General features: G+C 71.6%; 20 protein-coding genes. 5 read left to right on the top strand and 15 right to left on the bottom strand.

The window, feature by feature from the left end:
- Window positions 1-66 precede the first annotated feature (66 nt).
- From ABD419_RS19190 to pruA, 8 genes are all read right to left on the bottom strand, one after another.
- Window positions 67-492, bottom strand: coding sequence for a protein-tyrosine phosphatase family protein (locus tag ABD419_RS19190; protein ID WP_344489672.1), 426 nt, complete (start codon window positions 490-492; stop codon window positions 67-69).
- Between the two features lie 25 nt (window positions 493-517).
- Window positions 518-1,759, bottom strand: coding sequence for an MFS transporter (locus ABD419_RS19195; protein ID WP_344489675.1), 1,242 nt, complete (start codon window positions 1,757-1,759; stop codon window positions 518-520).
- A 46-nt stretch (window positions 1,760-1,805) separates the two neighbouring features.
- Window positions 1,806-4,142, bottom strand: coding sequence for a CHAT domain-containing protein (locus ABD419_RS19200; RefSeq protein WP_344489678.1), 2,337 nt, complete (start codon window positions 4,140-4,142; stop codon window positions 1,806-1,808).
- A 187-nt stretch (window positions 4,143-4,329) separates the two neighbouring features.
- The gene (locus tag ABD419_RS19205; protein ID WP_344489681.1) at window positions 4,330-4,860 is read right to left on the bottom strand and encodes a carboxypeptidase regulatory-like domain-containing protein; all 531 of its coding nucleotides are present in this window, start codon (window positions 4,858-4,860) and stop codon (window positions 4,330-4,332) included.
- Entirely contained in the window at window positions 4,850-5,464 is a 615-nt protein-coding gene (locus ABD419_RS19210) for an RNA polymerase sigma factor (protein WP_344489684.1), read from the bottom strand. The genes ABD419_RS19205 and ABD419_RS19210 overlap by 11 nt, the downstream gene beginning before the upstream one ends.
- Window positions 5,465-5,473: 9 nt before the next feature.
- Window positions 5,474-7,015 carry a S8 family peptidase gene (locus tag ABD419_RS19215; RefSeq protein WP_344489687.1) on the bottom strand — a complete coding sequence of 514 codons (1,542 nt, stop codon included), beginning with the start codon at window positions 7,013-7,015 and terminating at the stop codon, window positions 5,474-5,476.
- A gap of 306 nt (window positions 7,016-7,321) precedes the next feature.
- Entirely contained in the window at window positions 7,322-7,675 is a 354-nt protein-coding gene (locus ABD419_RS19220) for a DUF397 domain-containing protein (protein WP_344489690.1), read from the bottom strand.
- 56 nt (window positions 7,676-7,731) lie between these two features.
- Entirely contained in the window at window positions 7,732-9,357 is a 1,626-nt protein-coding gene (gene pruA / locus ABD419_RS19225; protein ID WP_344489693.1) for an L-glutamate gamma-semialdehyde dehydrogenase, read from the bottom strand.
- 205 nt (window positions 9,358-9,562) lie between these two features.
- Here pruA and ABD419_RS19230 point away from each other — a divergent pair, with 205 nt between their 5' ends.
- A complete protein-coding gene (locus ABD419_RS19230) occupies window positions 9,563-10,477 on the top strand; it encodes a hypothetical protein (RefSeq protein ID WP_344489695.1) in 915 nt (304 codons plus the stop codon).
- Here ABD419_RS19230 and ABD419_RS19235 read toward each other — a convergent pair.
- Window positions 10,450-10,905, bottom strand: coding sequence for a DUF6912 family protein (locus tag ABD419_RS19235; protein WP_344489698.1), 456 nt, complete (start codon window positions 10,903-10,905; stop codon window positions 10,450-10,452). The two genes, ABD419_RS19230 and ABD419_RS19235, sit on opposite strands and share 28 nt — an antisense overlap.
- A 4-nt stretch (window positions 10,906-10,909) precedes the next feature.
- Complete coding sequence (secA, locus tag ABD419_RS19240) at window positions 10,910-13,810, bottom strand: preprotein translocase subunit SecA (RefSeq protein ID WP_344489701.1); 2,901 nt, start codon at window positions 13,808-13,810, stop codon at window positions 10,910-10,912.
- A 112-nt stretch (window positions 13,811-13,922) separates the two neighbouring features.
- Here secA and ABD419_RS19245 point away from each other — a divergent pair, with 112 nt between their 5' ends.
- The 3 genes from ABD419_RS19245 (at window position 13,923) to ABD419_RS19255 (ending at window position 17,321) form a co-directional block, all read left to right on the top strand.
- A complete protein-coding gene (locus tag ABD419_RS19245; protein ID WP_344489704.1) occupies window positions 13,923-15,041 on the top strand; it encodes a GNAT family N-acetyltransferase in 1,119 nt (372 codons plus the stop codon).
- Window positions 15,042-15,122: 81 nt separating this feature from the next.
- Window positions 15,123-16,091, top strand: coding sequence for a GNAT family N-acetyltransferase (locus ABD419_RS19250; protein WP_344489707.1), 969 nt, complete (start codon window positions 15,123-15,125; stop codon window positions 16,089-16,091).
- A gap of 75 nt (window positions 16,092-16,166) precedes the next feature.
- Entirely contained in the window at window positions 16,167-17,321 is a 1,155-nt protein-coding gene (locus ABD419_RS19255) for an Ig-like domain-containing protein (RefSeq protein ID WP_344489709.1), read from the top strand.
- Between the two features lie 60 nt (window positions 17,322-17,381).
- Here the strand turns inward: ABD419_RS19255 and hpf are convergent, their stop codons facing one another.
- The 5 genes from hpf to ABD419_RS19280 form a co-directional block, all read right to left on the bottom strand.
- Window positions 17,382-18,059 (bottom strand): ribosome hibernation-promoting factor, HPF/YfiA family, encoded by a 678-nt coding sequence (gene hpf / locus ABD419_RS19260; protein WP_344489712.1) that lies wholly within the window; start codon window positions 18,057-18,059, stop codon window positions 17,382-17,384.
- A 398-nt stretch (window positions 18,060-18,457) separates the two neighbouring features.
- Window positions 18,458-19,105 carry a ComF family protein gene (locus ABD419_RS19265; protein WP_344489715.1) on the bottom strand — a complete coding sequence of 216 codons (648 nt, stop codon included), beginning with the start codon at window positions 19,103-19,105 and terminating at the stop codon, window positions 18,458-18,460.
- Window positions 19,106-19,121: 16 nt separating this feature from the next.
- Window positions 19,122-20,489, bottom strand: a complete 1,368-nt coding sequence (locus tag ABD419_RS19270) for an ABC transporter permease (protein ID WP_344489718.1) — start codon at window positions 20,487-20,489, stop codon at window positions 19,122-19,124.
- Entirely contained in the window at window positions 20,489-21,757 is a 1,269-nt protein-coding gene (locus ABD419_RS19275) for an efflux RND transporter periplasmic adaptor subunit (protein WP_344489721.1), read from the bottom strand. The genes ABD419_RS19270 and ABD419_RS19275 overlap by 1 nt, the downstream gene beginning before the upstream one ends.
- A 114-nt stretch (window positions 21,758-21,871) precedes the next feature.
- Window positions 21,872-22,555, bottom strand: coding sequence for a ferritin-like fold-containing protein (locus tag ABD419_RS19280; protein WP_344489724.1), 684 nt, complete (start codon window positions 22,553-22,555; stop codon window positions 21,872-21,874).
- A 368-nt stretch (window positions 22,556-22,923) separates the two neighbouring features.
- On the opposite strand from ABD419_RS19280, the gene ABD419_RS19285 reads away from it, so the two are divergent.
- On the top strand, window positions 22,924-24,310 hold a 1,387-nt coding region (locus ABD419_RS19285; protein WP_344489727.1), incomplete at its 3' end, for a DEAD/DEAH box helicase.

Here is a 24,310-nt window from a genome sequence, read left to right on the forward strand (position 1 = left end):
TCGGTGCGGCTGGGGTGATGCGCGTCCCCCACCTTATGTCAGCGGCTGAGCAACCGCCTACCCGTCTCAAGCCTCGAAACGCGAGGCGAAGCGGCGCTGCCAGGGGGTCTCGACGGCCTTCGGGGAGTAGCCGGCCCTGACGTAGGCGACGGCCTCCGCGGCGGGGACGCCGTCGAGGACGGCCATGCAGGCGAGGGCGGTGCCGGTGCGCCCGTGGCCGCCGTGGCAGGCGAGCTCGACGCGCTCGGTCGCGGCGCGCTCCCAGGCGTCCTGGAGGGCGGCCGCGAAGGCGGCCTTGTCGGCGGGGAGCCGGAAGTCCGGCCAGCGGACCCAGGTGGAGTCCCAGGCGACGGCCGGGGGCTCCTTGCCGAGGAGGTACAGCGCGAACTCCGGCTCCGGGCCGTCCGGCAGCGGTCGGGCGAGGCCGCGGCCGCGGACGAGGCGCCCGGAGGGGAGGCGGAGCACGCCGGGGGCGTCGGGGTTCCAGTTCATGGCCCGATGCTACTGCGGCGCAACGCTACTTGACCTCGACGAGGCCGGTGCCCTCCTCGGGGAGCTCCGTGAGGGTGCGGATCGGGGTCTTGAGGAGGGCGAGGCAGCCGGCGAAGAGCATCCCGGCGGCGATGAGGAGCACGGTCCGGGCGCCCGCGGCCTCGCCGGCGAAGCCGCCGAGGATCGAGCCGACGGCCATCGAGCCCCAGGTGATGACCCGCTGGGTGGCGTTGACGCGGCCTTGGATCGCATCGGGGGTGACGGCCTGGCGGTAGCTGACGACGTTGACGTTGAAGACGACGATCGAGGCGATGAACAGGACCTGCCCGAGGAACGCGACCACGGCGCCCCAGCCGGGGCCGGAGAGCGCGACGACGGCCATGCCGGGACCGGACAGCGCGAGGGCGACGAGTGCGGTGCGGCCCATGCCGAATTGCTGGGAGATCTTCCCGACGAGCATCGCGCCGAGGACGCCCCCGACGCCGGAACCGGCGAGGATGAGGCCGACGACCGCGGTGGACTGGCCGGTGTCGCGGATGAGGAACACCACGAGCATCGCCTGGAACGCGCCGATGGAGAGGTTGCACCAGGCGCTGGAGAGCGCCACCGTGCGGATGATCGGGTCCTTGAGGAGGAGGAACCTGATCCCCTGGGCGATCTCGCCGCGCAGGTTCGGGGTCGCGGACCGGACGGGCTCGGTCTCCTGGAAGCGGATGCGCCACACGCTGAACGCCGACACCGCGAACCCGGCCACGGCGACCGCGACCGCGACGGGCGCGGTCAGCAGGGTCACGAGCGGGCCCGCGACGAGCGGGCCGCCGGTGTCGGAGGCCGAGCGGATGCCCTGCATGTGGGAGTTCGCGCCGGTGAGCCGGTCGTTGTCGATGAGCATCGGGATGTAGCTGCCCTGCGCCACGTCGAAGCAGACCGAGACGAGGCCGAGCAGGAACATGACGGCGTACATCTGCCAGGCGGTGAGCGCGTCGAACGCCCACGCGATCGGCACGCTGAGCATGAGCAGCGCCCGCAGCGCCTCGCTGACGACGATGATCGGCCTGCGCCGCACCCGGTCCACCCAGGCGCCGACGAGGAGCCCGAAGATCACCAGCGCGATCTGGTCCATGGCGTTGAGGACGCCGATCTGGGCCTCGCTGAGGTCGAGGACGACCACGGCGATGATCGAGACCGAGAAGTACGCGATCTGGAGGCCGATCTGGCTGGAGGCGACCGAGACGAGCAGGAGGCGGTGGTCGGGGTGGCGGAACATCGGTTCGGGCGGCCCTTTCCGGGGTAAAGGGGGTTATCCGGGCAGCCTACGCCCCGAACGCGACGAACGGGTGCCACGGACGCTGCTCCCCAACGGCCGCAAGCGCTTCGGCGGGGCTCGCGCCCGCGGCGCAGCGGCGGTGGTACTCCAGCATCATGTCGGCGGCCATCGCGTCGGGGACCTTGGCGAGGCTTGAGACCACGGTCGAGGTGCCCGCGTGCAGGAGCGCGGCGGTGAAGCCGAGGGTCTCGTTGCCGACCTCCACAGTGGATCGCCCGAGGTCGCAGGCGGACAGCACCACGTGCGTCGGCGGCTGGTCGAGGCCGAGGAGCTCGTACGCGTTCAGCGGACCGAGCCCGAAGTCCAGGCGGGAGAACAGGACGTTGTCGGCCTCGTGGTGCCCGTGCGCGGCGAGGTGCGCGACGGAGGCGCCGTCCAGCGCCTTGAGCACGGTCTCGGGGTCGGACTCCTCGGCGACCACGCGGATCGCCTCGGGATAAAGCTTGGCTACCGCCTCGATCTCGTCACCCGCCCGGGCGAGGCCGGGCCCGGCGGCGATGAGCACCGGTCCGGTGCCGGCGGGCCGGTGCACCGCGCGCCACCACGCCTCGGCCGAAGGCGAGACGGTGAGCGGGCGGCCGCGCAGCGGCGGCAGCAGCGGCCAGGGGACCCAGGCGAGTTTGCTGTGCGGGACGACGACCACCTGGCGGTTGCCGATGTAGCCGAGCAGCGGGTCGAGGACGCCTTCGGCGAGCGCGGCGGCATTGCGCCGCATGGAGCCCTCGACGCTCTGCCGCAGCCGCTCGGGGTGGTGGAAGGTCCGCCGCAGGGCGTCGAGGTCGGCGCCGAGGCGGCTCCCGGCCTCGGCCGCGTCGTCGAGCGGCATGAGCTCGACGTGGCGGATGCCGTCGCCGCCGACGAGCACCGCGCGCACGTTGCCGCCCACCTCGAAGAGGTTGACCACCACGGTGTCCCGAGACGCCGCGAGGTCGTGGATCGCCTCGGGCGAGATGCGCTCGGCCTGCTCCCCCGGTCCGGGCCGGGCGCGGTCGTAGTCGCGGATCTCGGCTTCGAGGCGGCTCACCCGCGCCAGCGCCTCGGCCGCCTCCCTGCCCTCCACCTGAAGGTCCCAGAGCTCCTGCCGGGCCTGCCGGAGCCTCCCGAGCGCCTCGCGGGCCTCGGGGTTGCCGGAGGACTTGACGGGCGGGATGCGCAGCGCCTGGGCCCGTGAGCGCTCGGCCCACCGCAGCATGTCCGCGGGCGACCCGTGGTTGGTGGTGTGGGTGAGGCCCTTGCTCGACAGCTGGAGCCCGAGCGCCGAGACCCCCGCCTGGAACTCGACCGAGCCGAACGTCATCCGGTACTCGTCGAGGAGGTCGAGTCCGGCCCGGAGCTCGGGCATCGGGTCGAGCCGGCGGGCGAGCGCGAGTTCGGCGCGCGCGAGGTACCGGGCCACGCTCTCGGCGAGCGCGTCGTATCCGGGGCCGCTCGTCTCGCCGCCGAGGACCTCGTCGAGGCCTTCGAGGTCGCCGGCCTTGATCTTCGCGCGGGCCGCCAGGATCCGGGCCTGCTCGAGCCGCATCGTCCAGCCCCGCTGCCCGAGCGCGTCGCACATCCGCTGGACCTTCTCCGCGAAGTCCGGACCCGCCTGCCCCGAGTCGAAGCGGCCCTGGAGGAGCAGGAGCCGCGCGAGGAAGGCCATCGGCTCGTTGCCCTGCTCGTAGAGGGAGTCCATGGCCTGCTTCGCCCAGAGCTCGGCGGTCTCGGACTGCGGGTCCTCGAACGCGGCGACGGCCCGCCAGAACTCCGACATCGCGGCGCTGCGCAGGTCCCCCGCGACGCGGTAGGCGACGATGACCTCGGTCCAGCGCTCGGTGGCCTGGCGGAACAGGCCCACGTAGGAGAGCGCGTCGGCGCGCGAGGCGTCGATGAAGGTCTCGAGTTCGGGCGCGAACCGGCGGTACTGCTCCCGGACCTCGTCGAAGGTGAGCAGGGCCTTGGGCACCTCGCCGAGGTCGAGCCAGATCATCGCCTCGAGGTGCATGGACTTCGCGAGGTTCGCGGGGATGTCGAGTCGGCCGAGGATCTCGACGGCGCGCTGGATGCTGGCCAGCGCCTTCCGCAGTTCGCCCAGGTCCCGCCACAGGAGTGCGCGGTTGTGGAACAGCGCCGCGTACATGTAGTCGGGTCCGTGCTCGGCGAGCAAGGGCTCGGCCGCCTCGAACCAGTGCATGGCGTCGGCGAGCCTGCTGCTCTGCCAGAAACTGAAGGCCCGCTGGTGGAGCAGCATCCCGCGGTCGGCGGGATCGACGAACGCCTCCGCCTGGTCGAGCAGGCGCAGTCCGTCCGCCGAGGCGCCGCGGTTCGCCAGGTTGGCGGACATGACCATGAGCGTCTTCGCGGTCAGCCGGGCGCGCGCGGTCCCCGCCGCCGGCGGATCGGCGGCACTCCATTCGAGGAGGGAAAGGGCTTCTTCGAGCACTGCCGTCGACTCGGATATGCGGCCTCGGCGATGCAGACGCTGGCCGCGAGTGAAGAGACGCCAAGCGCGATGAAGCATTCTTCACATGCTACAGGCGCACCGCCGGGGTCACCACCACCGCTGGGAGCCCTTCCCTTTGCAGCGCTTCACTAGGACGAATCACCAACTGGAATATCTCATTGTTGGGAAGGCCCTCGAGTACGAATCTGCCGCTCTCGTCCGAGGAGACGTGGCGGGTGCCCTGTGGGCTGCGCAGTTCGACCCCGTACGTCCCCTCGGGACCGATCCAGCCGTCCAGACGCAATTCCCGAGATGCGGCGGGCCGCGGCGTCACCATGACGGTGACCGCCTCGCAGTCGAAGGTGATCGAGGTCGGATCGCCCTGGCTCACGGCCAAGTCCGCGTCGCCGCGAACGAGGGTCATCTCTTTCGGACGGAACACGGAGGCGACCTTGGCGTCGAGTGCGGCCTCGAGTTCGAGCACGAATTCGACGCGCTCATTGAGGTCGTTCGGAATCGGATCGTCCCGATGGTGGAGTTCGTTGATGACAGCGAGAATCCGCTCGTCGCAGGAGTCCAGCGGTTCGAATTCTCCACGGTCCCGAATCTCAGGTTCCATCTGCATCCCGCTCCTCATCTGCGGCCCATGACGGATCTTCCATGAGCGTCTTCCTCAGTTTGTCCAAGCAACGGCCCCTGGTGGGTCCGATGCTCCCCCTTTTCATCCCGAGTACCTCGGAGATGTGGTCGTAATCCGGTCGGGCCACCGCCGAGACGATCGCGAGCAGCCGCCGGCACCGTTCGGACTGGGCCAGGAACGCGCGGCGGACGGACTCCCGCTCCACGTCGCGGACGAAGCCCTCCTCGATGCCCTCGATGACCGGCTCCCGGATGTCGACGGGATCCGAGACCACTTCCCGCCTGGCGTTGCCCGCCACCTTCCACGCCTCGCGGTTGACGGTGATGAGCAGCCACTTGACCAGCGCCCGCGGTTGCTTCAGCCCGTCTTCGGTGCGCCACAGCCGAAGCCACGCGGTCTGCACCACGTCCGAGGCGCTGTCCCGGTCGAGGCCCGATCGGCGCGCGGCCCTCCAGAGCAGCTCGTTGAGCTCCCCCACGAGGGTGTGCTGCGCGATGCGGTCGCCGGCACGCGCAGCGACGTAGAGCTGCGCGTGCCGGTCGTAGTCGACCGTGGCCACCGAGTGAGCTGAAGTCGCGTTCATGACTTCAGGCTAGCGGCTCTTCAGGCGGGTGAGCGCGGCGTGAGCCCGCTCCGCGGCCTTGACCGGGTCCTGGATCTCCTCGACCCCGGACTCGGCGATGGCGTTCAGCAGATACGCCGCGGCGACGGGCGCCGCGAACGAGGTGCCGCTCCACACCGCGAACCCCGAGGAGAAGTCGTCGAAGTCGTAGCTCTCGCGGAAGCGGTTCCGCATGGAGGACTTCGACCGGCGCTCGGGTTCGCGCGACCCCTCGGCCTCGCACGGGTACGTGCTCACCAACCCGGCCCCGGTGGCGTAGCACGAGACCCACGGGCCCTCGTTGGAGAACATCGCGATCTCGAGGTTCGGGTTCAGCGCGCCGACGCTGACGATCGGCGCCGCGTTCTCGGGCGGCCGGTGCGCGGCGAACGCCGCTGGGTAGAACGGGCGGTCCGAGGACTGGTTGCCGGCCGCGGCGACGACCGGGATACCGAGCCTCGTCAGGCGCTCGACGGCCGAGCCCATCCAGCCGCCGGGCTGGTCGTCCGAGTCCTCGTCCACATAGCCCAGCGCCAGGACGACCACGTCGACGGGGTACGCCTCGGCGTCGCCCCGCCGGGAGGCCTCGACCTGGTCCGCCAGGTGGTGGAGCGCGCCGATGATCTCGTGCTCGTAGGAGAGGCCGTCGTTGTGGACCACCCGCAGCGAGTACACCTGGACGTCCGGGGACATCTGGCGCAACAGGCCGGTGATGAAGGTGCCGTGCCCGAAGTGGGTGGCGACCTCGCCGATGAGGGTCGGCTCGTGCACGGGGCCGTCCCACGGGTCGTCCAGAGGCGGCGCGGGCGAGTCGTTGTGCTCGCCCAGCTTCGCCTGGAACGCGTGGTCGACCACGACGAAGGTGTCCCTGCCTTCCGAGCGGTCGGAGATGTCGAAGGCGGGGTGGCCCGACGGCACCCCGGTGTCCAGGATGGCGACCCGGAGGCGCCGGTCGAGCTTCCTGCGCTCGGGCATCGGGGCGACCATGTCGACGGGGATGCGGCCGAGCGAGAGGCTGTGCGGGCCGGGCGAGGGCGGTTCGCCGGTGCCCATCCCGGGGCCGACCTTCGAGCAGATCATCAGGTGCTCCAGGCGGACCTTCGCGAGCAGGTCCTCTGGGAGGCTCTCCTCGCTCATGTCGGTCTTCAGCCGCTGGAGCAGCGACCAGGCGTCGACGCCGGCGTGGTCGCCGTGGGCGCTCACCACCGGGACGCGGTACGGGCCCTGGCCGGTGACGATGGCGCTCGCCGCGCGGCTCTCGAGGGTCATGCCCGTCGGGCGCACGGCGCCTTCAAGCCGCCCGCGGGCCTCGCGGTCGTTGATGACCGACTCGTCGACCAGCAGCCGGTCGTAGCGGTAGATCGTGCCCACGGGAGCGGACCGGCCCGCGGTGCGGACGACCTGGCCGGGGGCGAGGACGCGCCCGCCGTGGCGGTCCAGAGTGGAGTAGGCGAGTTCGGGGACGCCGCTCATGTGGTCGCGGCGCGGATTGGGCTTCAGATGGGGTTCGTGATCGGCGAACACCAATCGCATGGGAGCTCCTCTGGTCGTCTTCGGGGGTCTATGCGGTTGTCGGGCGAGGAGGGGGATCTCTTCGAATCCGATTCTCCTCACCTTCTGCAAGGCGTGGGGTACACGCCGGTCCGATAGGTCGAAGGGCACTCAAGCCCGGATTGCCGCGAACGCCACGGGCTGACGTCATTCGCGGCTTCCACCAGGGAAGAGGCCTGCGGTTCACCGGGGATACACCCGGGCACGCGGTTTCTGAGAATGGCACGTTCGAGGGATGCGAAAGCGCCCCGGAGTGGAACTCCGGGGCGCCGCTGATCTCGGTCGGGCCTACCGCTGGGCCGGCTCGCCCTCGGCCGGCTCGACCTCGGCCGACCCACCGGCCGGCTCGTTCTTGGCCGGCTCGTCCTCGCCGTCCTCGATGACCTCGACGATCGGCTCGTCGTCCCAGGTCTCGATGTCGAACTCGCCGTCGCGGACGCCCTCGACGAACGCCTCCCACTCGGACGGCGTGTAGATGAGGATGTCGCCCTCGGGGTCCTCGGCCATGCGCAGGGCCACGAGGCCGTTGTCGGCGTAGCCGATCTCCAGCGCGGCCGGGGTGCCGTCCTCGTGCGTCGTGCGCTCCCAGCGGGCCTCGGCGGTGTCGAACTCGCCCTTGAGCGGATGCTCACGCTTCGTCATGCCGTAAGCATAGAAAGGGCCCGGACCTCGCGGTCCGGGCCCTCCGTCGGATCGGGTTAGCCCTGGTGCGGGTAGCGGTACTCCGTGGGCGGCACGAAGTTCTCCTTGATGGAGCGCGGGCTGACCCAGCGGATGAGGTTCTGCCAGGAGCCGGCCTTGTCGTTGGTGCCGGAGCCGCGGGCGCCGCCGAAGGGCTGCTGGCCGACGACCGCGCCGGTGGGCTTGTCGTTGATGTAGTAGTTGCCGGCGGCGAAGCGGAGATCTTCACTCGCGCGGGCGATGGCGGCCCGGTCGGTGGCGAAGACCGCGCCCGTCAGCGCGTACGGCGCGATGTCGGCGGCCTGGCGCAGCACGGTGTCGAAGTCGGCGTCGTCGAAGACGTGGACGCCGTTGATCGGGCCGAAGTACTCCTCGGTGAACAGCTCGTGGGTCGGGTCGGTGGACTCGACGAGCGTGGGCTGCACGAAGAAGCCCTGGGAGTCGTCCGCGGTGCCGCCGGTGACCACGGTGGCCTTCGCGTCGCCTTGCAGGCGTTCGAAGAGCGCGGTGTGCTTGGCGTAGGCGCGGGCGTCGATGACGGCGCCGCCGAAGTTGGCGAAGTCGGTGACGTCGCCGTAGGAGATGTCCTCGGTCATGCCGACGACGGCGTCGCGCAGGCCGTTCCGCCACAGCGAGGCCGGCACGTACGTGCGCGAGAGCGCCGAGCACTTCTGGCCCTGGTACTCGTAGGCGCCGCGGACCATCGCGACCGCGAGCGCGTGCGGGTCGGCGCTCGGGTGGGCGATGATGAAGTCCTTGCCGCCGGTCTCGCCGACCAGGCGCGGGTAGGTGCGGTAGCCGCCGATGTGCTGGCCCACCGTCTGCCACAGGTGCTGGAAGGTCTTCGTCGAGCCGGTGAAGTGGATGCCGCCGAGGTCGGCGTCGAGCAGGGCGACCTCGGAGTGCTCGCCGACGCCGGTGACCATGTTGATCACCCCGGGCGGCAGGCCCGCCTCGAGGAGCACCTGCATCACGAAGTGCGCGGCGAACTGCTGGGTCGGCGAGGGCTTCCACACCACGGTGTTGCCCATGAGGGCCGGCGCGGTGGGCAGGTTCCCGGCGATGGCGGTGAAGTTGAACGGGGTGATCGCGAGGACGAACCCGTCGAGCGGGCGGTGGTCCATGCGGTTCCACAGGCCCTTGGAGGAGATCGGCTGCTCGCGGTAGATGCCCTCGGCGAAGCTGACGTTGAACCGCAGGAAGTCGATGAGCTCGCACGCGGCGTCGATCTCGGCCTGCGCGGCGGTCTTGGACTGGCCGAGCATGGTCGCGGCGTTGAGCACGTCGCGGTACGGGCCGGAGATGAGCTCGGCGGCGCGCAGGAACACGGCGGCGCGGTCGGCGAAGTCGGTGCGGATCCAGTCGTGGCGGGCGGCCTTGGCGGCGGCGACGGCGTCGGCCCACTCGCCGGGGGTGGCCTCGCGGGTGGTGCCGAGGACGTGCGCGCGGTTGTGGGGCTGCACGACCTCGATCTCGGCGCCGGCGCCGCGGCGCCACTCGCCGGAGATGCAGTGGTCGAGGTCGAGGCGGGTGGCCGCGAGTTCGGCGAGCTTCTTCTGGAGGCGCTCGCGCTCGGGCGTCCCGGGCGCGTACGAATTGACCGGTTCGTTCTCCGGCGTCGGTACCGTAAACAAGGCGTCCATCGCACCCTCTCCCATTGATTCGACGGATATTGCGATTACATGGCTTTGAACACGAGGTTACTCGACGGCCATCACCTCCGCCATCCTCGCACAGTCCGGGCCCGGTGAACTGGTGCGATGCGAACAAAGCGCCGCCGGGGGGAGCCCGGGCCACAACGCCCCCGCCGCGGGAGGCCCGCGAGACCGCGGTCCGTACTCTGGGGTCGTGACCGATACGCAGGAGCAGCAAGCCGCCACCGCCGAGACCGCGCCCGCCGACCCCCGGCCGGGCCGCGTCGCGCTCTGGATCCTCGCCGCCGCCGCCGTCCTCTCCCTCGCCGGCGTCGTCTACTCCCTGTATCGCCTGACCGGCATGGCCGACGGCCTCGACGACACCGGCGTCATGATCTTGGCGAACTCCCTGTTCAGCCCCATCATCGTCACCGTCTTCGCCGGTGCGGTCGCGGCCGTGGCCGCGGCGCGGGCCTTCCAGGGCCCGCAGAAGGCGCTCGCGGTGCTCGGCTCGCTCGTCCTCGGCCTCGTCGCGGGCGGCGCCGCCTACTTCAGCTTCAGCGCCGACGCCGACATCGCGCTCGCCGTGGCCCTGGTCCTGCTCGGGTCCGCGGTCGTCGGCGGCCTGTTCGCGCTGCCGCGCCGGTCGGTGACCGTCGTCGCGGGGCTCGCCGCGACCCTGCTGCTGCTCGCGTTCATGTTCGGCCGCGGCTTCTACGAGGCCGCCTCGTCGGTGAGCCTGTTCTCCGACCCGCTCGACGAGTACGGCGCGCTCGGCACCGCGCTCCCCTTCGTCGCCGGCATCGCCTGCGGCGTCTGCGCGTTCCTGTACCTGCGTCAGAAGAAGGCCGGCGTCAAGCTCCTCGGGCACCTGCTCGCCGGGGCCCTGCCCGGCGCGGTCTGGCTCGCCGCCACGGTCATCGCGCAGGTCGGCGTCGAGGTCGTCCTCGGCATCGGCCTCGACGCGGTCGCCCCGCTCGACGAGGCGTTCCTCGCGCTGAGCTTCCAGTGGCAGTACAACGGGTCGATGACCGCGATGTTCGCCGGAGCGCTGTGCGCGGTCCTCGCGTACGGTCTGCTCCTGCCGAAGCCCGCGAAGGCTCAGTCCAAGGCCGCCAAGAAGTCCTGAATCTCGGAGGGCGCGTACCAGTCCAGGACGTGCGCCTCCACCGCGTCGAGGTCCGGCTCGTCCGAGGCGAGCGCCCGCGCGACCTCCGCGGCCGCGGCCGCGTCGTCCGCGTGGAAGGCCGCGACGCGCTTCAGCGCCACGACCCCGTCGAAGTCGGCGGCGGTGCCGTCGGCGTGCTCGGCCACCCGGTCGTCAGGGACGTCCGCGGAGACCACGATCCGGCGCGGGGCGCCGCCCGGCAGGAGCGGGAGCGAGGCCAGCGCCGCGTCGGCGAAGGCCGTGTACTCCAGGTCCTCCTCGTCCGCGCCCGGCGCCTCGCGGCGCAGCCAGGACGTGACGGTGCGGACGGCCGACACCGGCTTCAGTTCACCGGTGCCGGCCAGCGTCCGCAGGAGCTCCGCGTTCGCGGGTACGTAGATGCGCGCCATGCCTCTAGTTTGCGGCACCGGGCGCGCCGTGGCAGCGCTTGTACTTCTTCCCCGAGCCGCACGGGCACAGCTCGTTCGGGCCGACCTTCTCGACCCGGCGCTGCTGCGGGTTCGCCTGCTGCGCGGGCGGCGCGGTGGCGGCCTTGCGCGGGCCGGACGAGCGGGCGGACTTCGGGGCGACCTTCGCGGCGCCCTTCTGGCCCGCGCCCGGGGTGCGCTTGACGTCGCGCTTCTGGCCCGCGACCGGCTTCGGCGGGCGCTTGAACACGGCGCCGTCCTCGGTCGTGGCCTGCTCCTGCACGCCGGAGGCGCTGTCCATCGACGGGGCCGACTGGAGCAGCATCTCGGGCTTGCGGAGCGGCTCGAGGCCGCGGATCTCGGCCTCGGGCTCGGCGGCGCCGCCCTCGGTGGGCTTGGCCTTGAGCTCGGCGTTCATGAGGAACCTGACGGTGTCCTCCTTGATGCCGTCGAGCATGGTCTGGAACATGTCGAAGGCCTCGCGCTGGTACTCGATGACCGGGTCGCGCTGGGCGTAGGCCCGCAGGCTGATGCCCTGCTTGAGGTAGTCGACCTCGTACAGGTGCTCGCGCCACTTCCGGTCGATCGTCTGGAGCAGCACGCGCCGTTCGAGCTTGCGGAGGATCTCCTCGCCGAACTCGGCCTCGCGGCCCGCGTAGACCTCGTGCGCGTCCTCCTTGACGGCCGCCAGGAGCGTCTCGGCGTCGAGCTCGTCGAGCCCGCCCGCCCGCTTCGCGAGCTCCTTGTGGGACAGGCCGATCGGGTACAGCTGCTTGAACGCCGACCACAGCTCGTCGAGGTCCCAGTCCTCGCCGTAGCCTTCGCTGGTCGCGCCCGCGACGTACGCCTCGAGGACGTCGTCGATGAAGTGGCCGATCTGCTCGGAGACGTCCTCGCCGTCGAGGACCTTGCGCCGCTCGTCGTAGATGACGGTGCGCTGGTTGTTCATGACCTCGTCGTACTTGAGGACGTTCTTGCGGATCTCCGCGTTGTGGCCCTCGATCTGCGACTGCGCCGACTCGATCTGGCGGGTGACGAGCTTGGAGACGATCGGGACGTCGTCGGGGACCCGCATGCGGTTCATCATGGCGCGCACGGCGTCGGCGTTGAAGCGCTTCATGAGGTCGTCGGAGAGCGACAGGTAGAACCGGGACTCGCCCGGGTCGCCCTGGCGGCCCGCGCGGCCGCGGAGCTGGTTGTCGATGCGGCGGGACTCGTGGCGCTCGGTGCCGAGCACGTACAGCCCGCCGGCGTCCTTGACGTCCTCGCCCTCGGCGTCGCAGATCTCGTCGAACTTGGCCTTGGCCTCGTCGAACGCGTTCGCGTACACGGTCTCCTCGGCCTCGTCGACGCCGCGCGAGCGGAGGTCCTCGGCCGCCATGTACTCGGGGTTGCCGCCGAGCATGATGTCGGTGCCGCGGCCGGCCATGTTGGTGGCGACGGTGACCGCCCCGAGCCGACCGGCCTGGGCGATGATGTCCGCCTCCTTCGCGTGGTTCTTCGCGTTGAGGACGTTGTGCTTGATGCCGCGGCGCTTGAGCAGGTTCGCGAGCATCTCGGACTTGTCGACCGAGACGGTGCCGACGAGGACCGGCTGGCCGGTCTCGTGGCGCTCGGCGATGTCGTCGACGACCGCCTGGTACTTCGCCTCTTCGGTCTTGTAGATGACGTCGGGCTGGTCGCGGCGGATCATCGGCCGGTTCGTGGGGATCGGGATGACGCCCATGCCGTAGACGTTGTTGAACTCCGACGCCTCGGTCTGCGCGGTGCCGGTGATGCCCGCGAGCTTCTCGTAGAGGCGGAAGTAGTTCTGGAGGGTGGTGGTGGCGAAGGTCTGGTTCTCCTGCTTGATCTCCACCTTCTCCTTGGCCTCGATGGCCTGGTGGATGCCCTCGTTGAAGCGGCGCCCGGCCAGCACGCGGCCGGTGAACTCGTCGACGATGAGGACCTCGTCGGCGTCGGAGACGATGTACTCGCGGTTGCGCTCGAACAGCTCCTGCGCCTTGATGGCGTTGTTCAGGTAGCCGACGAGCGGCGTGTTCACCGAGTCGTAGAGGTTCTCGATGCCGAGGCGGTCCTCGACGCGGGCGACGCCGGACTCGGTGATCGCGATGGTGCGCTTGCCCTCGTCGACCTCGTAGTGCTCGTCGCGCTTCATGGTGCGCACGATGTTCGCGAACTCGGTGTACCAGCGCTTGGAGTGCTCGGCGGGGCCGGAGATGATGATCGGGGTCCGGGCCTCGTCGACCAGGATCGAGTCGACCTCGTCGACGAGCGCGAAGTGGTGGCCGCGCTGCACGAGGTTGTCGGACGAGCCGGTCATGTTGTCGCGCAGGTAGTCGAACGCGAGCTCGTTGTTCGTGGAGTACGTGATGTCGGCGGCGTACGCCTCGCGGTGCTTCTCCGAGCCCTCGCCCGGGAGCACGATGCCGACGCTCAGGCCCAGGAACCGGTGGATCTCGCCCATCCACTCCGCGTCGCGGCGGACCAGGTAGTCGTTGACGGTGACCTGGTGCACGCCCTTGCCGGTCAGCGCGTTCAGGTAGACCGGGAGCGTCGAGACGAGGGTCTTGCCCTCGCCGGTCTTCATCTCGGCGATGTTGCCCTGGTGCAGGGCGGCCCCGCCCATGAGCTGCACGTGGTAGTGGCGCATGCCGCGGACGCGGTCGGCGGCCTCGCGGACCGTCGCGAACGCCTCGGGGAGGAGGTCGTCGGTGGTCTCGCCGTCCTTCAGGCGCTCCCGGTACTCGTCGGTGAGCGCGCGCAGCTCCGCGTCGGTCAGCGCCTTGTACTCGTCTTCCAAGGAGTCGACCGCGTCGGCGATCGCGTTGAGCCGCTTGAGCGCGCGGCCCTCGCCGGCCCGCAGTACCTTCTCGAACAACGACACGGAAGATCAGCTCCCAGCAAGGTCTTGACCAGATCGGGTGGATTTCCCGGTCAATACTACGCGTAGCCGGTCGCTGGTCCCGATCGCAGCCGGTGGGGCACAATCGGAGGCTATGGAACCCGTCACCCTCCACGCCGACGGCCTGCGGCTCGTCGCCTGGGAGCAGCGGCACCTGCCCGATCTCGCGCGGATCTACGCCGACCCGCTCATCGAGCGCTTCCTCGTCATGCCCCTCCCCTGGACCGGGAGCGCGCGCGACCGGTACGTCGAGACGCAGCGCCGGCACTGGGGCGGCGGGAACCCGCGGTGGGCGGTCGAGGAGGACGGCGTCCTCGTCGGCTCGATGGCGCTCACCAAGTCCTTCCCCGGCGAGATGACCATCACGTACGTCACCGCGCCGTGGGCGCGCGGCCGCGGCGTCGCCCAGCGCGGCATCCGCGCCGTCGTCGCCTTCGGGTTCGAGCGGTGCGGCGCCCGCCGCATCGCCTGGGACGCGATCGTCGGCAACCACGCCTCGCGCCTCGCCGCGCTGCGCACCGGCTTCACCGTCGAGGGGGTCTCCCGCGGCGGCGTGAACCAGCGCGGGACCTCCCGCGACTGCTGGATCGGCGGGATGCTCCCCGGCGGCCTCCGCGGGCCGGACGACCCGCCGCCGCACTACGCGGTCCTCAAGCGGCAGGCCGCGTTCTTCACCGCGCCGCAGCCGGTCCTGGAGACCGGCGCCGCGGGCCTGCGGCTGCGCGCGCTGCGCGAGTCCGACCTCGGCGACCTCGCGAAGGCCTGCGCCGACGAGCGCACGCAGCGGTTCACCACGGTCCCGCGCGGCTACACCCGCGCCGACGCCGAGGCCTGGCTGGCGCTGAGCCGGGCGCGCCGCGCCGAGGGGACCGCGGTCCTGTACGCCCTCGCCGACGAGCACGACCGGTACGGCGGCAGCGTCCAGCTCTCGCTGGGCGAGCCCGGCGAGGCCGAGATCGGGTACCAGGTCGCACCGTGGGCGCGGGGGCGCGGCTGGGCGACCGCCGCGGTCCGGCGCGTCGCCCGACTCGGCTTCGAGGACCTGGCCCTGGAGAAGGTCGACTGGCGGGCCGTGGTCGGCAACGAGGCCTCGCGGCGCGTCGCCGAGAAGGCCGGGTTCACCGTCGAGGGCGTCCGCCGGGGCCTGCGGCACGGCGAGGACGGACGGGTCGACTCGTGGATCGGGAGCCTCTTCCCGGAGGATCTCGGCTGAGCCGGGACCGACAGCGCATCCTGCGCAATTCAGGCGGATGAAACGGTTGACGCACCGCCGCCGGACTGCTTGTCTGAGGACGTGCGATTCTTCGAACCCGTCGAGACCACGGGGTTCGTGCTGCGTCCCGCCGATTCCGGCACGACTGTGGACTGCGGGTTCACGCCCGGCGCGGTGGCGGTGGCGCCCGAGGGCGAGGCGGTCTGGGGCGCGCTGGCCTTCGAGGGCGGCGACGTCGCCGGCGTCCGGTTCTGGGTCGCGCCCGAGCGGCGCGGCAAGCACCTCGCCGCGGCGATGCTGCGGGCCGCGTCACCGGTGATCTTCGACGCGGGCGCGAGGCGGCTGGAGGCGCGCCCGCCGGTGCGCGACCTGGCCGCGATCCGCGCGGCCCTGCGCGCGGGCTTCCGCCCCGACGGCGGCATATCCCGGGGCGCGGCCTGGGACGGGACCGAGGCGCTGACACTGGGGCTCCTGCCGGGGGACGGCACGGGCCCCTCGCCGCGCGTGCTCCCGGACCTGCCGGGCGGGAACCTGACCGACGGCGTGATCGCCTTGCGGCCGTTGGCCCCGGACGACTTCGAGTCGCACCTGCGCCACCGCTCCAGCCCGGACGTGTTCGCGGGGGCGGCCCTGCCGCTGCCGCCGAGCGAGGCCGAGGCGCGCGAGGTGTGCGAGTGGCGGGCGGCCGTGGACTGGCTGCGCGGGCGCAGCGCCCTCATGGTCATCGACGACGGCTCGGGCTACCAGGGCACGATCGGCCTCTACGACGTGGCGCGGATCGTGGGGACCGGCATGATCGGGTACGACCTGCGGGCCTCGGTGCGCGGCCGCGGGTACGCGACCCGGGCGGTGAACCTGGTGCGGCGCTGGGCGTTCCGCGAGGTCGGGCTGGACCGGGTGTGGGCCGGGACCGACCTCCACAACACCGCGTCGCAGGCGGTCCTGCGCCGCGCGGGCTTCCGTCTGGAGGGCGTGGAGCGCGGCGGACTGCCCACGCTCGGGGGCCGCCGGCGCGACACGTTGGTGTGGGCTGTGCTGAGTAGCGATTGACGTGCAACCCAAGGGGTGGTGCCGGGCGTCGAGGATATAGTTATCGCGTCGCTTCGCCTTGTGGAGGAACCCCCTTTGAAACGCCGGACTCTCGTCGCTGCCTCGGCGACGTCCCTGCTGCCGCTGGCCGCGTGCGCGGAACCCCAGCAGGGGTCGTTCACGCCGGCCCCGATCGTGCCCGTGGTGTCGCTCGACGCCGTCGACGACCACGATCCTTCCCAGCCGTTCAACCTGTCGGTGGTGGACGGCATCCTGGAGGAGGTCAACGTCACCTCCGACAGATCCAAGACCATCGAAGGCGAGTTCGCCGAGGACCTCACCGCGTGGACCTCGAACGGCGTGCTCGACGCGGGGTCGGTGCACACCGTCGCCGCGAAGGCCGTCAGCTCCGACGGCACCGTCACCCAGTTCGAGCAGACGTTCGCCACGCAGCGCCGCGACGGCAGCGGCTTCGGCGTGTCGGACGTGACCCCGATCGTGGAGGGGGAGACGGTCGGCGTCGGCGCACCGATCATCGTCTTCTTCACCGAGGACGCCCCCGACCGCGCGGAGGTCGAGAAGAACCTCAAGGTCGAGTCCGAGCTGGGCCACGAGGGGGCGTGGCACTGGATCAGCGACTCGCAGGCGATCTACCGCACCAAGGAGTACTGGCAGCCGTACCAGAAGGTCACCTTCACGGCGAACTTCGAGGGCGTGTTCCTGGGCGGCGACACCTGGGGCGACGAGAACCACGAGTCGGTCATGGAGATCGGCCGCGCGCAGGTCTCCCACGCCGACCTCGAGACCCACACGATGACCGTCGAGTTCGACGGCGAGGTGGAGCGCGAGATCCCGATCTCCGGCGGATCGGGCGACGAGTGGGAGTACTACACCGCCACCGGCGTGCACCTGGTCATGGAGAAGTTCGCGGAGAAGACCATGGTCTCGCCCGGCCGCGAGGAGGGCGAGGAGGGGTACTACTCCACCGACGTCAACTGGGCGACCCGCATCAACTCGTCCGGCGAGTTCGTCCACGGCGCGCCGTGGAACGGGAGCCTGGGCTCGGCGAACCTCTCGCACGGGTGCCTGAACGCGAGCGAGTCCGACGCGGAGTGGTTCTACGGGATCGCCCAGCGCGGCGACCCGGTCGACGTGAGCGGCTCCCCGCGCGAGATGCCGTGGGACAACGGCTGGGGCTTCTGGATCCTGTCGTGGGAGAAGTGGAAGGAAGGCTCGGCCCTGGAGGGCTAGCAGACACGCGCGGGGCCCGGGCGCATCGCGCCCGGGCCCCGTCCCGTTCAGCGGCGGGCGCTACAGGTCGAGCCTGAGCAGGCCGTAGTCGAAGGCGCGGCGCCGGTACACGACGGACGGGCGGCCGGTCTCCTTGTCGTGGAACAGGTAGAAGTCGTGGCCGACGAGCTCCATGTTCTGGAGGGCGTCGTCGACGGTCATCGGCTCGCCCGGGTGGATCTTCTCGCGGACGATGGTGCCCGGCAGGTGGTCCTCGACGAGGCCGTCGAAGTGGTCGACGTCCTCGGAGATGAAGCGGGCCCGGGCCGCCTTGGCCTCCAGGTCGGCCTCGGCCAGCGTGAGCGTGTTCCCGGACGGGATGAGGCCGCCGCCGTTCGCGGTGGCCTCGGCCACCGAGATGGGGGCCTTGGTGCCGCCGCGGCTGACGCGCTTGCGGTCGGAGGTCTTGCGGAGCTGGTGGCCGAGCTTGGTCGCGGCCAGCTCGAACGCGGACCGGAAGTCGGCGGCGCAGGCCTCGGCGCGGATGACCGTCCCCTTGGGGCGGGCCGTGATCTCGACGCGCTGCGCATGGTCGGCCTGGCGGGGATTCGGCTCGTGATAGAGCTCGACGTCGATCTTGATCGCCTCCCCGTCGTAGCGGGCGAGGTATTTGGCGATCTTGCCTTCGATCTTCTCCTCGACGAGCTCGCGGTAGTGGTCGGGGACCTCTACATTGCGTCCCTTGACGACGATGTCCACCTCTGAACCTCCCAGGTGCATCCCTGCTGCGGCGATGCTGACGTAGTTGCGTGTGCTGGGTCCGGAGCCGAAGTTCCGGTACGGCGGATGGCGCTCCCTCCTTCACGGACACGACGGGCTGTGGTGGAACCCCTCCTCACAAGGGGGCGTTCACCTCTGGGCCAACTGGCCTCTGCCGTCTCGTTACCGATCTGAGATTTCGAGACTAACCCTTCGGTCACCGAAAGTCGACCCTTCGGCTACCGGAATTCTCCAATGCGATCGGCCTTGCGCGCACGGAATCCGGGGGACCCGAGATAACTCTTCGCATTCCTGGTCGAACCCTCCGTTCCGGCTGTCGAATACACGACACCGGCACGTGTACCCGCCCGGCGCCCCGCCAATCCCTCGAGTGCGCTTCAGACCGCGGCGAGGACGACGGCCGCGGGGACCTCGACCCCGGCGCGGCGCAGCGCCAGCGCGGCCGCGCGGAGGGTCGCGCCCGTGGTCACGACGTCGTCGACGAGGATCGCGGGCCTGCCGGAGGCGGCCAGGGCCCGGGCGCGCCGGGTCGTGCGCAGGCTGCGCCGGGCGGCCGCCTCGCGCTGGGCGGGGGTGAGGCCGACCGAGTCGGGGCGGGGGTGGGCGCGCAGGCACGGGTGGAGCTCGCCCAGGCCCGCGCAGGCGGCGGCGACGTGGTCGAAGCCGCGGGCGCGGCGGGCGGCGGCGGTGGGCGGGACGGGGACGAGCACGGCCCCGGGGACCTCGGGGGCGACGACCGCGAGCGCGCCGGCGAGGAGGGCCCCCAGGGCGGGGGCGAGCTCGCGGCGGGCGCGCTCCTTGTACTCGTTCAGGGCCTCGGCGAGCGCGCCGGCGTAGGGGCCGGCGGCGACGGTGGGCGGGGCCGCGTGCGGGGGCGCGGCGAGGCGGGGGCGCAGGGCCCGGAGTTCGGCGGCGCAGTCGGGGCACAGGCCCCTCCAGACGCCGCCGCCCGCCGCCCGGGCGCTCCGGCAGGAGGCGCAGGCGGCGGGCAGGAACAGGTCCCGGGCGTCCTCGATGAGGTTCACGCGGGTCTAACGAGGATCAGGTGCGGAGGGTGACCGCCGGCGGGATGCGGCTGGCGCGCCACGCGGGGTAGACCCCCGCGACGACGCCGACGACGGCGCCGATGACGGGTCCGGCCGCGAACAGGCCGGGGTCGAAGACGATCTGCCAGTCCCGGTAGAGGGACACGAACGCGGTGACGTTGACGCCCAGGACCGTGCCGACGAGGCCGCCGATGAGGCCGATGAGCGTGGACTCCCACACGAACTGCATCGCCACCGCCCGGCGGGCGGCGCCGACGGCGCGGCGCAGGCCGATCTCGGAGCGGCGCTCCATGACCGAGACGAGCGCGGTGTTGGAGACCGAGACGGCGCCGATGACGAGCGAGACGGCCGCGAGGCCGAGCAGGAGGGCCTGCATCTCGTTCTCGACGCCCTTGCGGAACGAGCGGAGGTCCGAGGGCTTGGAGACCGACAGGTTGTCGGCGCCCTCGGGGAAGACCGCGGTGGGGGCGGTGTCGGCGACCTTGTCGGCGGCGCCGAGGTCGGTGCGGATGAAGACCTGCGCGGCGGCGTAGCCGGCGTCGGCCTCCAGGCACGGGGTCGGGGGGACGACGACGGCGCCGGTGAGCTTGGCCTCGCCCTCGGGGGCCTGGTAGATCCCGACGAGCGCGTACTCGCGGCCGTCGACGTAGATCATCGGGCCGCCTTCGAGCGAGTTGTAGCCCAGGTCGCGGGCGGCGGACTCGTCGATGACGGCGACCTGGTCGCCGCGGGCGACGTGGCCCTCGTCGAAGGCCGCGCCCGAGGTGAACTCGAAGCCGTAGGCGTCCATCGCGCCGGGCTCCATGCCGAAGACCGGGACCTCGCGGACGTAGTCGGCGGCCTCGGTGCGCGAGGCGGCGAGGTCGTCGGTGGAACCGCAGACGATCCCGGCGTCGAGGACGCCGTTGATGTCGCGGACCCGCTGGGAGGACTCCAGGGAGGGCGCGTACCCGGCGTCGCGCATGTTGTCGGAGAACGAGACCGTGACCTGGGTGGCCTCGGTCGCGTCGAACCGCTCGGCGATCGCGGCGGCCGAGGTGGACGAGAGTCCGACGGTGGCGACAGTGGCGGCGATGCCGAGGGCGATGCCGATCGCGGTCATCCAGGTGCGGACCGAGCGCCCGCGCAGGGACTGGACGGCCTCGTAGGCGATGCCCATGCTGCGGACGCCGAAGCGGCCGCGGGCGGCGGGGACCGCGTCCCGCTCGGCGCGCCGTGCGGCCTTGGCGGCCCGCTTCGCGGCCCGGCGGGCGCCGCGGCCCTGCGGGGCCGGATCGGGGGCGTCCGCTGCGGAGCCGCCGTCGGCGGCCACGTAGTCGAGCAGTTCGGTGTCGGTCTCCGGCTTGCGCGGGCGGCGGGCCATCAGCCGTTCTCCCGGTCGCGCCAGGCGATCACGACCTCGTCGCCGGCGGCGAGCTCGCCCTCGACGGGCACGACCACGCCGCGGCCCTCGTGGCGCAGGGTGACGTCGACCTGGACGTGGGTCTCCTTCCCGTCCTCGTCGAGGAGGGTGATCATGGTCCGGTCCTCGGAGTCCGTCCACAGTGCTGAGAGCGGCACGATGAGGGCGTCCTCGGCGGAGCGGGCGCGCACGAGGGTGACCTCCTGCTCCTCGCCGGGGGCGAGGTCCTCGATCCCCTCGAGGGCCTCGGCGTCGAACGCGAAGACAGCGTAGGTGACCTCGACGGGCTCGCCCTCCTCGCCGGTCCACTCGTCGGTCTCGCCGGCCTCCTCGCGGACCTCCAGCTCGAAGCCGCCGACCTCCTGGCCCTCCAGGGGCCCGTCGCCGTACTCGAGCTCGGCCTCGTCGCCGAGCTTGGACAGCTCGGAGGAGGTCTCCTCGTCGAGCTTCGCCTCGAGCTTCCAGTCGCCGGAGGCGAGCACCAGGACCGGCTCGTCGGCGGTGACGGGCGCGGACTGCTGGGCGTTGACCTTGGAGACCTGCATGGGCAGGTCGGGCAGGAACACGACCTCCGAGGCGGGCAGGACCACGCGCTCGACGGTGGTGGTCTGGGCGCCGCCGGTGTTCTCCTCGCCGGTGTCGCCGGTGTCGCCCTCGGTCTCGGTGTCGTCCTCCTCGGTGGCGACCTCTTCGCTGGTGGTCGCGTGGTCGTAGCCGGCGTGGTCGTAGAGCTTCTTCAGGTCCGAGACGGTGCGCGAGTCGAACGTGCCGGTCTTGGGGGTGCCGTAGAGCTGCTGGAGCGCCAGCTGGAGCTGCTCGACGTCGGGGCCGGTGTCGCCCTCGGTCAGGTCCCGGTAGGCCGGCACGTCGCCTTCGAGGGCGATCATCGGCCGGCCGGAGACCTCCAGGAGCACGGTCCCGGCCTTGACCTCGTCGCCGACGTCCAGGGGGAGCTTCGAGGCCAGGGCGGTCTCGATCCCCTCGGGCGCGCTGGGCGCGGGGACGCTGAAGTCGCCGGTGCGGTCGAGGACCGCTTCGAATTCGAGGGTGTCGACCAGTTGCTCCTGGTCCACCTTCACGGTGATGACGCTGTCATCGGGTTCGGCCGTCTCCTCGGCCCGCTGGGCCGGGGTCCGCGCCTGCGCAGCGAAGTACCAGGCGGTGGCCGTCGCTCCGAGCAGAGCGACGGCGAGCACCCCGCTGACGACATGGCTTTTCGTGAGCCGCATGTTGAAGTCCTCCTCCGCCCCGAAGACGCGGGGAGCGGAGGTTCCAGTTGCGGCCGGTTCGTCTCGATTCGGTAACGGCCCTTGCGTGGCCGTGCCGATGCGGTTACCGCACGCTCAGTTGTTGAGCCCCACGGACTTCATGCGGTCCTGGTGCGCGCGCGTGAGGCGGCGCATGAGCGCGTCGAGGGTGCCGCCGTCGCCGACGATGATGCCGGTGAGGCGCTCGTTGGCGGCGGCCACGCCCTGGGCGCGGTTGATGCCCTCGCCGACGAGGCGGCGGGCCCACAGCGACAGGCGGCCGGTGACCGACTCGTCGGCCTCGACGGCGGCGCGGATCTCCTCGGCGGCGAGGTCGGCGGCGCCGCTCTCGGCGAGCACCGTCTCGATGACCTCGCGGTCGGCGTCGTCGAGGCCGGAGGACACCGCGCGGAAGAAGTCGTCGGCGACGGCGTCGCCGAGGTAGACCTTCACGAGCGCCTCGAGCCAGTCGCGCGGGGAGGTCGACGCGTCGAAGGAGCGGAACGCCTCGCGGAACGGCGCCATGGCCGCGGCGGGGTCCGCGCCCAGCGCGGTGAGGCGGTCGGCGATCAGCCGGTAGTTGCGAATCTCACCCACGGCCGCCTCCGAGAGGGCGGCGCGTCGGCCGAGGTCAGGGGCGAGGCGGGCGTCGAAGACCATGCGCTCGAACGCGAGCAGCTCACCGAGGGCAAGCAGCCCAAGGAGTTCGACGACGGCCTCGCGGCTGGGGGCCTCCGGCGCCGGGGACGGGGTCGAGGCGGGTTCAGGAGTCTCGGACACCGGGGCAGGTTACCACTGGGCCGATGCGGGCCTCGCCTTCGCGTGCTCGTCGCCGATCGGATGAATCCGCACGTCTTCCCAGGCCAGAAGGGGCGGATTCGCGCAGGTCCCGGGAACGCGCGCCCCGCCCGGGAGCGGCGCAGCGAGACGATGGTGCCGAGAGCGCGTACGATGGACGGGAGGGACCGCGGCCCCGAAGGGGCATCCCTGTACCAGGCGGTCCTCAAGCGGTACCGGTTTCTGCACCGGGCCGCTCCTGCGAAGCGGCGACTCTCCGAATCCGGCGGTCGTCGCCGCTGTGTGACGAGACTATATGTGGCGCCGAGTTCCCCGGATCTGGTGACGTCCTCCGCCACGAGGTGAACAGAGTGAACGAATTGAACACTGACCGGCCCCAGAACGACGGGCCGACCTTCGGCGCCCTGGGCGTTCGCGACGAGACCGTAGAAGCGCTTGCGGCGCTCGGCATCGAGCGGGCCTTCGCGATCCAGGAGTATGCGATCCCGATCGCCCTCCGGGGCTCCGACATCATCGGGCGCGCCCCCACGGGCACCGGCAAGACCTTCGGGTTCGGCCTCCCGATCATCGACCGGATCACCTCCGCCGAGGAGGGCTCCGACGGACTCCCCCAGGCGCTGATCCTGGTGCCCACGCGCGAGCTGGGCCTCCAGGTGGCCCGCGACCTCGAGGACGCGGGCAAGACCCGCTCCATCCGGGTCCTGCCGATCTACGGCGGCCGCGCCTACGAGCCCCAGGTCGAGGCGCTGAAGGCGGGCGTCGACATCATCGTCGGCACCCCCGGGCGCCTCCTCGACCTGTACAAGTCGAAGCACATCAAGCTCAACAAGATCGCGCACTGCGTCCTCGACGAGGCCGACCGCATGCTCGACCTGGGCTTCTCCGAGGATGTCGAGAAGATCCTCAAGCTCCTCCCCGAGCAGCGACAGACGATGCTGTTCTCGGCGACGATGCCCGACACGATCATGTCGCTCTCGCGCCGCCACATGAACCGGCCCATCACCGTGGCCGCCGACGTGAGCGCCCCCGACCTGGAGGCCGCCAACAACACGCGGCAGCTGGTCTACATGACCCACGCGATGAACAAGATCGAGGTCGCCGCCCGCATCCTCCAGGCCAACGGCCGCGGCCTCACGATCATGTTCTGCCGCACCAAGCGCGCCGCCCAGAAGGTCGCCGACGAGCTCGACTTCCGCGGGTTCGCGGTCGGCTCGGTCCACGGCGACCTCGGCCAGAACGCGCGCGAGCGGGCCCTGCGGGCCTTCCGCTCCGGGAAGATCGACGTGCTCGTCGCGACCGACGTGGCCGCGCGCGGCATCGACGTCCCCGACATCACGCACGTCATCAACTTCGACGCGCCCGAAGAGGCCGAGACCTACGTCCACCGCATCGGCCGCACCGGCCGCGCGGGCGCGACCGGCATCGCCGTCACGTTCCTGACGTGGGAGGACCTGCCCCGCTGGAAGATCATCGTCAAGGCCAACAGCCTCGACCTGGGCGATCCGCTGGAGACCTACCACACCTCCGACCACCTCTACTCCGACCTGGACATCCCCGAGGGCGCCCCGCCGGCGCTCCCGAGCGAGCTCCGCAAGCGCGACGGCCTCAGCGCCGAGCGCGAGGAGAACGTCGAGGGCGAGCCGCGCAAGAAGGGCCGCGGTCGCGGCCCGCGCGAGCGCGGGCGGGCCGAGGGCGGCCGGAGCGACGGCGGCCGGGGACGCGGCGAGAGCGACCGCG

Origin of the sequence: Glycomyces endophyticus (genome assembly GCF_039531525.1) — a bacterium.
GTDB classification, from domain to species: Bacteria; Actinomycetota; Actinomycetes; order Mycobacteriales; family Micromonosporaceae; genus Glycomyces; species Glycomyces endophyticus.